The following is a 12067-nucleotide window of genomic DNA, read 5'->3' on the forward strand; positions in this document are numbered from 1 at the left end:
GTGTTTCTCGGACACAGAAAGCACCAAAGTGCTCCTGGAATGTGTTGCTACGAAATGAGTTCGTATATGAGCCCTTCAGAGTCTGCAGTTCTCGACCAAGAGAAGCCAAATTCAAAGTCCCCAGAACCTGCAGCGACCGTTGGTTTATCTAACGTCGACTGGGGGACTGCGGTCCCATACTTCATCTTGCATTTACTCTGCTTCTCCGTTTTCTGGGTTGGCGTGAGCCCAGTTGCGGTGATTGTCTTCATACTGGCTTTATACCTGCGAGTCTTCGCGCTCACAGCATTTTACCATCGCTATTACTCCCACAAAGCATTCCAGACGTCCCGAGTTGTCCAGTTTCTCGGTGGGTTCATTGGATGCAGTGCAGCCCAACGTGGCCCTGTCTGGTGGGCCGCTCACCATCGGCATCATCATCGCCGCTCTGACAAACCGGCTGACGTTCACTCTCCTCGTCAGCACGGATTCTGGTGGAGCCATCTGCTGTGGTTCCTCACTCACGAGAACGCCGAGACTGACGAGCGTGTCGTCAAAGACTGGATGAAGTTCCCCGAACTCCGCTGGCTGGAACGGTATCATCTACTCCCTGCAATTTTCATGGCGCTGTCGATGTATGCACTGGGAGCAATCTTGCAGACTCAATGGCCAGCTTTAGGAACAGGCCCATGGCAAATGCTTGTCTGGGGGTTCTTACTCTCAACGATCTCGCTTTACCACATCACCTACTTCGTGAATTCGCTGGCACATCTGATCGGAACCCAGCGATTCGAAACCGGCGACGATAGTCGAAATAATCTCTGGATTGCATTGGTGACTTGGGGAGAAGGCTGGCACAACAACCACCATTATTATCAGAATTCTGCCCGACAGGGATTTTACTGGTGGGAAATCGACATGACTTACAACGTCCTCAAAGTGCTTTCCTGGTTTGGAATCGTGTGGAATCTAAAAACGGTTCCAGAGAAAGTGCTCAATGAAGGGCGTCATTCAAATAAGAAACGGTAAGAATTCATCGGCAGGAGGTCCGAAAATCGTGCTCGTGAATCGTATTCGCGATCGGCTCCGTGGGGGTCCATATGATCTAGAGAGAACCGTTTCTATAAGAAAAGCACGCCCTCGTTTAAGTTGTGAGCAAGCGCCTTCAGCAGGATCGAGAAGACTGAATTCGCTGCATTCACTTGCGAAGAACCTCTTTCACATTCATGATGCCAGAACGTTTTCTCACTCAACGCTCACAACATCACACAAACGAACCATTCGCAGGACTGTACAGAGCCCAACGCTGGATCGAGTGAGCCGTTTACAACCTGTTCTGGTGAAAGCCAATGATCCGATCGTCCGCCGTACTCGCATCCCTGTTCATCGGCCTCTACTGCTCGCTTTTGCCTGCGGCAGATCAACCAAACATCCTCTGGCTCACGGCTGAGGATATCGGTCCTCATTTAGGATGCTATGGAGACGACTACGCGGACACCCCCAAGCTGGACGAATTTGCAACTCGCAGCCTGACCTATCTCAATGCCTGGTCCACCGCTCCTGTCTGCGCTCCCGCTCGAACAACTCTGATCTCCGGGATGTACCCACCCAGCACAGGTTCAGAACACATGAGAAGCCTGGCCTCGCTGCCAGAGCAGTTCAAAATGTATCCGGTCTACATGCGAGAAGCGGGTTACTTCTGCGTGAATCCGGGCAAGGAAGATTACAACTTACAGAAGGTCGGAAAAGTTTGGGATGATGTCAACAAAAAGCAGATTTGGAAACAGCTGAAGCAAAAGCAACCGTTCATGGCGGTCCTCAATCAGACAAACACCCACGAATCTAAAATTCGTACTCGACCGCACAAACAGATTCATGACCCAGCCGGCGTTCGCATTCCGGCATATCATCCTGACACTCCGGAAGTTCGCCAGGACTGGGCTCAATACTATGACAACATTACTAAGATGGATGAATGGTTCGGTGAACAACTTGATCAACTCGAAGCACAGGGACTGGCAGACGATACAATCGTCTTCTTCTACGGAGACCACGGTTCCGGGATGCCCCGGCACAAGCGCTGGCCTTACGATTCTGGCTTGCGAGTCCCGCTGATCATCCACATTCCCGAGAAGTTCAAAGATCTGGCACCTGAAGAGTACATGCCAGGCGCAAAAACAGATCGCATTGTCGGATTCATTGACTATGCTCAAACCGTCATCAGTCTTGCCGGTGCGAAGCCCCCGCAACATATGCAGGGGCATGCTTTTCTCGGCAAGTTCGAAGAACCGGCACAGAAATACGGATTCGGGTTTCGCGGGCGAATGGATGAACGTTACGACCTGGTTCGAACCACGCGAAACAAACGTTATGTGTATATTCGAAACTACATGCCCCACAAAGTTTACGGACAATACATTCAGTACATGTTCGGAACCCCGACAACTCGCGTCTGGGAAGAACTCTACGACGCCGGAGAACTGACCGACGCTCAGAGCCTCTTCTGGAAAACCAAACCCTACGAAGAGCTGTATGATCTCCAGACTGATCCCGATGAAGTCAAAAATCTGGTCAGCTCGGCGGATCACCAGAACATGCTGAATGAGCTTCGTGACGAACACGAAAAGTGGGTGATGCGAGTTCGTGATGTTGGCTTCCTGCCCGAAGATGAACTCCACAATAAATTCCCGGACATGACTCCCTACGAGATCGGTCACTCTGGACCAGCCATCTATCCTCTCAAACAAATCCAACACGTCGCATCCATCGCTGCTTCAAATGATCCACAACAGATTCCGTTCCTGATCGAAATGCTCAGTAATGAAAACTCAGCCATTCGCTACTGGGCGGCAATGGGACTTTTGATTCGTGGAGAACGCGGAACATCAGAAGGTCAGGCATCCTTACGAAAAGCCGTGAAAAGCGATGACTCCCAAAGTGTCCGAGTGATTGCCGCCGAAGCGTTAGGTCGCTACGGCGACAAACAGGATGTCAAACTCGCTCTGGACAGACTGATTGAATGTGCCAACTCGGAAAATCATGGGCAATTCGTTGCCATGCTGGCGTTGAACGCAATCGACTTCATGGACGATCGAGCAGTACCGATCAAAAAAGAAATCGAAGCTCTCCCGCGAGACGGGGACTGGGTTCCCGATCGAGGTAAGTCTTATGTCCCCAACTTAATCACCAAAATCCTGGATGACTTGAACGCGACAAAATAAATCGAGGCAATGCTCAAGAAACTCCGGTCTTAAAAGAATATGATACGACTGTTCAAAAGTGATCTGACACAAAAAGTGAATCAACCGATTGTTTTAAATTTGCTGCAGCAACTGCGAAAATGCAGCCTGCTCATTGCTTTCATTTTTTCCCCTGCGCTGCAGGCGGAGGAGAGCCTTCCCGATATCGAAGCGGTCAAGAGACGGATTCAGCAAACCGAATCCCTCATCCAGAATTTGCAAGTCATCGAGAAGTCCGTTTGCCGTCAACGAGACCTCAAAGAGGGAGACGAGATCTACGAGATGGATCGTGAGTGCCAGTGGACGATCACAGCAGACGGAAAAAAACACTACATCGCGACCGGAGAAACGCTTCGTTTCATGGCGAATTCCGTAACAACAAATCCGTTCAAAGTAGAGTTCGCTTTTGATGGAACGTACGCAAGATCTCTCGAATACCTCAGCCGTGACCTGACGAGAATCTTCTCGGGAGAGGTCGCGGACCATTCCTCTTACTACAGCATTCTTCCGACGGAATTCACGGTTCTTGGTGGGCGGGAAAGCCTGTACCAGATTCTCGAGAAAAGAGAGTACAAAGTCGTTGGTCGAGAGGAATATCAAGATCGCGAAGTGCTAAAGATCGAAGGAGAAACAATTGAACGCAGCGGATGGTTTTGGAATCGCCGAATCCTTTTCGACATGGAACGTGGCACGCTGGTCAAAACCGCGTACCTGATGAAGCAACAGGCTGAAAAGGACTGGATAGAATACGCCATCTGGGCTGGGTCAAACCATGAGGAAATTTCACCGGGAGTTTGGCTTCCATTGAAGTACCGCAAGTATTCATTTCTCGTGAAAAAGCCCGATGATCCGAAAGAATTTTCCGACGGATATGTTGGAACTTACTCGAACTGGATCGTGAACGCCAAGCTGCCGAAAAGTCGTTTTCAACTCATCTTTCCAGACAACGTTCCCGTCAATGATCAGCGGAAAGGGGCCAACGGTCGCTTGCTCAGTAAAACTGAAATCGAAGAGCTCAACAGACAGCAGTAGCGACAGCAGTAGTTCAGAGAGAATCGTGATAACATTTGTGATCAAAAAGAGTTACAAGTTTTTTATTAACGATCGGGAGTCCTGCAACTGGTCTTGATCCCTGAAGACTTGTATGATCAATGTGAGAGCATTGTTGATGATGTTCAACAAAGGTCGTTTTAGATCAACAGATAAGACTGTGTATTCAGGTGTCTACAATCAAACAGGAGATTAGCTCGTGAAAGAAAAACTGACTGAGAAAAAGACATTCTGGCTGGCTGCCGGAACCCTGTTAGGAATGGCGATTGCCTATTACTGCCCGCAAGAACCAGCCTACGCGGACACCGCGATGGGGAACGAAAAATTCTCAATGTGTACAGTCCCAACTCTCGCGGGACAGAGCGAAGCAGTCTTCATTCTCGATAACCTGACCGGTCGTTTGCTGGGAGCTGGGCACAACTCACAATCAAATACGTTCACGCAAACCTACGCACGAAATCTGACAGCTGATTTCAGGGTGACCGATAATGCCCAGTACGTCATGGTTTCTGCACGTGCACAGTTTCAGTCAACTGGATCTGTCCCTCCTGCGAATGGCTGTATTTACATCGGTGAACTCAACTCCGGAATTGTAAATATGTATGGTTTCCAATACTCAGCAGGCAGTCGCAAAGTCCCAACCCGGGAACTTGCCCTGATCGCCAGCTTCCCTTGGAGAAACTCAGTCAATTAGTGGCTCAATTCAACCAAACGAAATTCCGCGCGGTTGATGAGCGGGCCCACAGGTTTGGAGAGGTTTTGGAACCAAGTCTGAATTCAAGACCTGACAAGCCATATGAAAGCCTCCTCTCTTTAACAGGGAGGAGGCTTTCTCTTTCAGTCCTCTTTATCCAATCCTTCATCGCCCAATTCCATCACTACCATAAACGCTGAAATCATTGACGTGACGTTGCAAGATCCTGAATCTGAAATACTTCTCCAGCTACAAAAACATCCGGAGCTGTTCGCCGCAATTGAGTCTTCTGATGAATCGGAATTCAAACGGCAGCAATCCCTGCGCGAAAAATATCCCGCTGAACTCGTCCGGGCTGCTCTGACACTTTGTGAGTTAAGATCGAAAGCCCACGAAAAATTTTCGAAAGGGGCTCAGATGTGGTTCGACCGAAAAGGGCTCGAGCAATCGACACCTGAAGCGGTGGCAAATCACAAAGCGAAGCGTTTTCAACACGCAACATCGCCAATTTACGACCTCTGTTCCGGGATCGGCTCTGACTCCATCGCGATGGCGTCAACAGGACAGATCGTGCACAGTGTCGACGAGATGCCTGTTGCCGGAATTCGCACAATGCTCAACGCTGCGATTTATGGCGTTCAGGATCGAATCACAACAGAAGCCTGTGACGTACGAAGTCTGGACCTCAATGGGCATTGGATTCACATCGACCCAGATCGAAGATCGAGCCAAAAGCGGGCGATTCGGCTGGAAGACTATGAACCTCCATTAGAGTTCCTGCAACAACTCACAGAATCCACACCCGCTGGAGCGATGAAACTCTCTCCGGCCAGCAACTTCGGCGGAAAGTTTCAGAACTGTGAGATCGAACTCATCAGTCTCAACGGAGAGTGCAAAGAGGCGACCGTTTGGTATGGAGATGCAGCAGGGGAGTGTGACTGGACCGCGACAATTCTTCCCGCTGGCTACACGCTTACGGCAAACCCTTGGGACTATTACCCTCGAGTGGGCGAACTCAATAATTACATGTACGATCCAGACCCGGCAATCGTTCGTGCCGGACTGCTCGACGCCCTTGCAGATCAAATTAGCCTGACTCGTCTTGATGACGCAGAAGAGTACCTGACCAGCGCCGAACTCATTTCAACTCCAGCAGCCACTCCCTTTCGCGTCCTGGCAACTCTCCCGAACAACACGAAGGAAATGAGAAAATATTTCCGTGATCACCCTGTCGGAGAAGTCGAAATCAAATGCCGGCACGTCCCGACAAATGCCGATCAGCTAAGGAAGAAACTTCCTCTCAAAGGTCAGGGACGAGCAACGCTTTTCATTGCCAGACTCCAAGGAAAAACAAAAGCAGTTGTCGCAAAAAGAGTGACAGCATAGAACCGTATTGAAAATAACGAAGGCGTCCGGCATGGTTCTGAAGTTCAATTTCACAACATCATAGACCGCTCACCACAAAGCAGAACGTAAAGACGAGTATTGGATTTGCGTTAGAGAATCTTTCGAATTGGTTTACAGGTTCTGCCTCGTGGCGACAGAATTTTCCTAGAGTAATAAGTTCTTCACGGGCACACGGTAGAGCAAACTGCTCTAGAAACTCGATTTCGAAATCAAAAAGAACAGGCGAAGCAGACATGGGAGTTGAAATCGAACGAAAGTTTCTTGTACTGAAATCGTACCAGCAAGGGGAGCCAATCCTTTACCGACAAGGATATCTGTCGAGAGAACCAGGCAGGACTGTTCGCATCCGGGTTGCCGGAGAGAGTGCCTGGATTACTATCAAATCCTCGACGCAAAACTTCTCACGGCAGGAATTTGAGTATCCGATTCCTCTGCCGGACGCGCAGGAACTTTTGCTTTTGTGTGTTGGCTCCATCGTTGAGAAATATCGCTGGCGAGTTCCCCATGGCAAACATGTATGGGAAGTCGATGAATTTCTTGGCGATAACTCGGGACTGATTGTCGCCGAAATCGAACTCAACTCAGAGGACGAACTGTTCGACCTCCCTCCATGGATCGGAGAAGAAGTCTCCAGTGACATGCGGTATCACAATTCCAATCTGTCGGTCCACCCTTTCCAGCAATGGGAAGACTGAACACCCCTCTCAAGATGGCTGAATCGATGGCACTTTCGAAATGGTGTTCGAGTGCTGTCCCGTGTTGAACAGCCATATTAAAGATAAACCACGCTCTCCACGGGCACAAAAAAGACGAAAGTCTTCCTTGATCATCTTTCACCCCTTGTCGCCCCCGTCAGGTCACTTTCATGAATTGATAGACTTGCTTCCCCCAAAGCGGGACACAAAAGCCAAAAATGGAATTGCCTCAGAAAGGCCGTTTTGGGCTCCATTCAAATACCAGCTGAAATTTTGAAATCACGGATGATGTGACTCTAATGTTTCGCTACACTCTTGGGCACTTCACCCCAATTCTCTAAAAACGGAAGACTAATGCCCGTACGAGGCGTAAGAGGCGCGATCACTGTCGAAGCGAACACGAAAGTTGAGATTCTCTCAGCAACACGTGAATTGCTGGAAGAAATCATTGCGCGCAATGAGCTGAATGATTTTTCTGAAGTCGTCTCTGCAATCTTTACGACAACGACAGATTTGACCGCCGCGTTTCCAGCAGAAGCTGCCAGGGAATTAGGGATGGGGTCCGTTCCGTTGCTGTGCGCATCCGAGATCGATGTCCCCGGAGCCTTACCCTTAGTGATTCGCATTCTGCTGCATTTAAACAGCGACAAACACCAGACGGAAATGAATCACGTCTACTTAAGAGATGCTCAGAAACTCCGAAAAGATATCTCAAACGCTCAATGAGCTTCTGGCGGTTGAGCAATCACTTGAATTGCTTCAGGCATCTCCCCGCACCACCAAGACGGTTGCTTGGTCAAAGTTGGCGGGCTGAGCATCGGCATAAATAATGTTCGGGAGCGCTCCCTTATAGAAGCCTCCCGAACATTCTGGATCAACCACCTGTACAACTTTCTGCCTCAGCTTTTGAGGCGATTTCAGAGGTGTCGCCAATCAGCTATTTTTGGCTTCGAACTCTGTCATAAAGTCAACGAGTTCTTTAACACCTGCTGGTGGAAATGCGTTGTAGAGAGACGCACGCATTCCGCCCACACTTCGGTGACCCTTAAGACCGTCGAATCCGGCAGCCGTAGCTTGCTCGATGAATCGTTTGTCGATCGTTTCGTTTCCGGTTACGAAAGTGACGTTCATCAGCGAGCGGCTTCCCCGGTCTGCGGTGGCGCGAAACAGGTTGCTATTGTCGAGATAGGAATAGAGGACTTCTGACTTCTGCTGATTGCGAATTTCAATTTCCTTGAGGCCACCTTGCTTCATGATCCATTTGAAAACGAGCCCCATGAAATAGATTCCAAATGTCGGCGGCGTGTTGTAACAAGAATCGTTCTCAGCAAAGGTTCGATACTGCAACATTTCCGGGATGTCGAGTTTGCCAGCCTTAACCAGATCGTCGTGCACAATAACCAGTGTGACGCCAGATGGCCCTAAGTTCTTCTGCGCTCCGGCGTAGATCATTCCATACTTCTTAATATCGAGCGGACGACAGAAGATGTCGCTGCTTGCATCGCAAATCAAAGGGACTCCGGCCGGGGCCTCAGGCTCATTATAGAACTGAGTCCCGAAAATTGTGTTGTTCGAAGTAAAGTGAACATACTTCGGGTTCGCAGAGTACTCAGCTGACTCTGGGATGTAGCAGAAATTGCGGTCTTCGCTGGTGCTGGCGACGTGTGGCGTCCCGAAACGTTTTGCCTGAGCAACAGCTTTCTTCGACCAGGCACCTGTCACGAGATAATCAGCTGTCTCTCCCTCGCTGAGAAAATTCATGGGGAGAGTGAAAAATTGCGAGGATGCTCCACCTTGAACGAACAAGACCTGATAGTCGTCAGGAATCCCGGCAAGTTTCCGACAATCTGCAATCGTTTGGGCCAGCACTCCACTAAAAGCAGCACCACGGTGAGAATGCTCCATGATGCCGATTCCGGTCCCATTGAAATCGAGCAGACTATTTTGAGCTTCTTCGAGTACTTCTACAGGAAGAACGGCAGGACCAGCTGAGAAATTATTGATTCGTTGAGACATTGGATATCAGGTGTTGGAATTTTCGAAGGATGAGCGAAGCGCGGACAATCTTTCACTTCTAAGATTCTATCGAGCAAGTCGACACATCGGAACAGAGAGGGCTCCGCTTCAGAATGTTCGTTCCGATAGCTGCTCAATTCGCAACTATTTAACGAATTCTCCCCGTCTGTCACAATCGAAGAGTTGGGTGAGTTGCTGGAAATCGAAGAAGTTCGCTCTTTTTCCACGTTCATCAACAACTGCTGATCAAACGGAAGGAGTCAGAGAAGTTTCTCTCAACCAAGAATGAAAGTCTTTTCAAATCGGTTTTGACGTTCTACTCGGTAGAGCAAGCTGCTTTACTGATATGAACAAGCAAGAAGTGAAAAAGAAGGATGCGTTTGATTTCGATTTCAATCAAGCCGAGCAGTGACGCCAGTCATCCGGCGACGTTCACTCACTGGTGTCGCTTTCACTCGCTCGCTGAGTATCTTCTTCTACACTAATTACCGACTGGCAACTTTCGCGGGGCCACCGCCAAGTGTGTTGTCGTTGGCACGACGAAGAACGAGTCCGCGAGGTGTGCCACTCTCAGAACTAGCTTTCCCATAGGGAACCAGTTCCATTCGAATTCGATCCTGCCCCATGAAGTGGAGTTCGAACTGAAACTTCTGACGCTCGTCGTTGCGGATGACATCAACGAACAGGTTGGGAACCAACTCTCTGTCTTTGGCGCGTTTTGCCTTCCCGCGGAATTCGAAATGCCCCAGCGCTAAACCTTGAGGGGAGTTCCAGATGACAGCATTGTCTTCTCGAAAACGAATGGTCATCTGCCCAGAATACCAACGACCAATAAGTAATTCACTCGGGGATTTTGCACAGCCCGATTGAGAAAGCGTTGCAAAGAGAACTCCAGTAATCACACAGATTTGAGTGATGTTTCGTCGAGTCTTAGCCATCTCACACCAATTCGATTTGCAAAATATATTTGGAGAGAGTGTGTCGAACACTCCGTTGGTCGAAATTCTGATCGTCTTTGAATCTTTTCCGAGTGATGCCTCATCAGGCACATTCTGGATCAATTTCGGGACGTTATCGCAGTTTCTTTATTCGCATTGAGCGTTGTCCATCTGCTCAATCACTCATTTCACCAAGCTGAATGCTTCCATCTGAGTCAAAAGTGCTCTAGAAGAAGATCCAGACTCGATATAAGTATTAGCACAAAACGTGCCGCATGATCTCGCAAGTGCGGAACCATCCACTGTCGATAAAAAAACTGTTGAGAACCGGATGCGCGTAGCCAGGCGTTTACACTTTTGCTGCGATTTTTACAGATGAACAACTTGAACATGCCAGAAACGAATTTGAATCAAGAGAAAACGATTGCCACGATTCTACTGGGACTCATGTCGTGGCTGTTTCTATGTTCATTCACAATGGCCGATCCCGATCTTTGGGGGCATACCCTTTACGGAATACGTGCGATCGAGCAGGGGGTACTCACAGAGGCAACCGACCCTTTCTCGTTCACCGCAGCGGGGGATCGATGGGTCAATCATGAATGGGCGACAGAGTACGAATTCGGTGGTTTGTGGACACAATTTGGGAATCACGGCCTGCTGCTTTGGAAATACGTGATCCTGACCTTGCTAAGCATAATGCTGACCTGGAGCCTGTGTCGATCTGACTCGAACCTTGGGGCTCGGGTCATGCTGGTGACCTTCACGACACTCTGCCTCGGCAACTTCATGGTCTATATCCGTCCGCAATTGGTGACATTTCTATTCTTTCCGCTGGTTTTGATAATTCTCCGAACTGCTTGGGAGCGACCAACGCGTCTCATCTGGAGCCTCCCGGTTCTCACCATGGTCTGGGTGAATCATCATGGCGGGTTCCTGGCCGGGATCGCTTTAATCGGTTTTTATGCGGTGATGGCTTGGGGCCGGGCAGTGTTACAAAAAAAAGATTTCCGACTCGCTTCCCAACTGTCGGCGGTCTGTGGGCTTTCGATTCTGTCGACTTTGATCACCCCATACGGCATTGAACTTCATTCGATGCTGGTGACCCATTTGGGGACGGAGCAACTCGTTCGTGAATGGCAATCCGTCTTCCAAGTTGGATTTTCGTGGGTGTATGTAGCTCCATTTCTCATTTTAGCCTTTGCATTTGGTGTTGGCAGAAACTGGAAATGGATTGATTTCTTCACCATGGCGGTCATCGCGGCTCAAGCTGTCATGCACTTACGACACATCGCTCTTCTCTGCTTAGCGGAAGTCGTTTTCTTGCCGGCAATATTGACGGATGCCCTGCAACGAACATTTCCCCATTTGTGTCAACGATGGGGAGCGCCTGAATCCTTCCGCTTACGACAAGCTGGAGTCGCTGCATCAATTTTCTTCCTGTTCCTGCTGGGACTGCGGGGAGCGACCCCAATCGTGAAAGCTGGACTGCTACCGACGGAAATCGTGGTGGAAACAACGAGCGGTGCCCCAGGCATGCCTACGCGTGCGGTTCGATTCCTCAATGACAATGAGATCTTCGGGAACATTTTGACCGACTATGGATGGGCGCAATTCGTGATCTGGCAAACGTTTCCGGAAAGTCGAGTCGCCTTTGATGGACGCTATCGGACCGTGTACAACCCGACTTTAGAGGCCGATTTCCTGGAATTTCAGCGATCTGGGCAGACGCTTCCGCTGAAAACGCCGTTTTTAGATCAATATCCGACACAAATCGTACTCTTGTCTGACGAAGCAGGCCCTGTCAGCTATTTGGAAAAGCGAGAAGATTGGCAACTTCTTTACACGGATGGACAAGCAAGAATTTACGTCAAGTCTGGATTTCTTTCTGCGTCGAAAACTCTAGCGTTGCAAGTCAATTTGCCTAAGAAATCAGGCCTCGACTGGGAAATTTTTCCGACAGACCGTATCACCGGCACAAAGATTGCCGAATAGCGAGATGAGATCGTGTGCATTCCTTTCACAATTCCCGGATTTGTCCGGTTGGGA

Annotated in this window: 10 protein-coding genes; 8 read left to right on the forward strand and 2 right to left on the reverse strand. The window is 49.4% G+C overall.

Annotated features, from left to right (window positions below; genetic code table 11):
• Window positions 1-66 precede the first annotated feature (66 nt).
• The 7 genes from ACN0YR_RS01725 to aroH all read left to right on the forward strand — a co-directional run bounded on the left by ACN0YR_RS01725 (window position 67) and on the right by aroH (window position 7790).
• Entirely contained in the window at window positions 67-1008 is a 942-nt protein-coding gene (locus ACN0YR_RS01725; RefSeq protein ID WP_417847478.1) for an acyl-CoA desaturase, read from the forward strand.
• Between the two features lie 320 nt (window positions 1009-1328).
• On the forward strand, window positions 1329-3200 hold the full coding sequence (locus ACN0YR_RS01730; RefSeq protein ID WP_417847479.1) for a sulfatase-like hydrolase/transferase: 1872 nt from the start codon (window positions 1329-1331) through the stop codon (window positions 3198-3200).
• A gap of 39 nt (window positions 3201-3239) precedes the next feature.
• Window positions 3240-4250, forward strand: coding sequence for a hypothetical protein (locus ACN0YR_RS01735; protein ID WP_417847480.1), 1011 nt, complete (start codon window positions 3240-3242; stop codon window positions 4248-4250).
• A 217-nt stretch (window positions 4251-4467) separates the two neighbouring features.
• Window positions 4468-4962 (forward strand): hypothetical protein, encoded by a 495-nt coding sequence (locus tag ACN0YR_RS01740; protein WP_417847481.1) that lies wholly within the window; start codon window positions 4468-4470, stop codon window positions 4960-4962.
• 210 nt (window positions 4963-5172) lie between these two features.
• Window positions 5173-6348 (forward strand): class I SAM-dependent methyltransferase, encoded by a 1176-nt coding sequence (locus ACN0YR_RS01745; RefSeq protein ID WP_417847482.1) that lies wholly within the window; start codon window positions 5173-5175, stop codon window positions 6346-6348.
• A 254-nt stretch (window positions 6349-6602) separates the two neighbouring features.
• The gene (locus ACN0YR_RS01750) at window positions 6603-7064 is read left to right on the forward strand and encodes a CYTH domain-containing protein (RefSeq protein ID WP_417847483.1); all 462 of its coding nucleotides are present in this window, start codon (window positions 6603-6605) and stop codon (window positions 7062-7064) included.
• A 354-nt stretch (window positions 7065-7418) separates the two neighbouring features.
• Window positions 7419-7790, forward strand: a complete 372-nt coding sequence (aroH, locus tag ACN0YR_RS01755) for a chorismate mutase (protein ID WP_417847484.1) — start codon at window positions 7419-7421, stop codon at window positions 7788-7790.
• Window positions 7791-7997: 207 nt separating this feature from the next.
• Here aroH and serC read toward each other — a convergent pair whose 3' ends face one another.
• Window positions 7998-9080, reverse strand: coding sequence for a 3-phosphoserine/phosphohydroxythreonine transaminase (serC, locus tag ACN0YR_RS01760; protein ID WP_417847485.1), 1083 nt, complete (start codon window positions 9078-9080; stop codon window positions 7998-8000).
• Between the two features lie 485 nt (window positions 9081-9565).
• Window positions 9566-10018 (reverse strand): hypothetical protein, encoded by a 453-nt coding sequence (locus tag ACN0YR_RS01765; protein ID WP_417847486.1) that lies wholly within the window; start codon window positions 10016-10018, stop codon window positions 9566-9568.
• 390 nt (window positions 10019-10408) lie between these two features.
• On the opposite strand from ACN0YR_RS01765, the gene ACN0YR_RS01770 reads away from it, so the two are divergent.
• Window positions 10409-12013: a hypothetical protein gene (locus ACN0YR_RS01770; protein ID WP_417847487.1), complete on the forward strand. Its 1605-nt coding sequence runs from the start codon at window positions 10409-10411 to the stop codon at window positions 12011-12013.
• The last annotated feature ends 54 nt before the right edge of the window (window positions 12014-12067 follow it).

It is taken from the genome of Thalassoglobus sp. (assembly GCF_048270125.1).
Classification (GTDB): Bacteria; Planctomycetota; Planctomycetia; order Planctomycetales; family Planctomycetaceae; genus Thalassoglobus.

Bases quoted from the DNA above. Each gene is read 5' to 3' on its own strand.
- ACN0YR_RS01725 (WP_417847478.1), top strand. From the start codon at position 67: ATGAGCCCTTCAGAGTCTGCAGTTCTCGACCAAGAGAAGCCAAATTCA.
- ACN0YR_RS01730 (WP_417847479.1), top strand. From the start codon at position 1,329: ATGATCCGATCGTCCGCCGTACTCGCATCCCTGTTCATCGGCCTCTAC.
- ACN0YR_RS01735 (WP_417847480.1), top strand. From the start codon at position 3,240: ATGATACGACTGTTCAAAAGTGATCTGACACAAAAAGTGAATCAACCG.
- ACN0YR_RS01750 (WP_417847483.1), top strand. From the start codon at position 6,603: ATGGGAGTTGAAATCGAACGAAAGTTTCTTGTACTGAAATCGTACCAG.
- aroH (WP_417847484.1), top strand. From the start codon at position 7,419: ATGCCCGTACGAGGCGTAAGAGGCGCGATCACTGTCGAAGCGAACACG.
- serC (WP_417847485.1), bottom strand. From the start codon at position 9,080: ATGTCTCAACGAATCAATAATTTCTCAGCTGGTCCTGCCGTTCTTCCT.
- ACN0YR_RS01765 (WP_417847486.1), bottom strand. From the start codon at position 10,018: ATGGCTAAGACTCGACGAAACATCACTCAAATCTGTGTGATTACTGGA.
- ACN0YR_RS01770 (WP_417847487.1), top strand. From the start codon at position 10,409: ATGCCAGAAACGAATTTGAATCAAGAGAAAACGATTGCCACGATTCTA.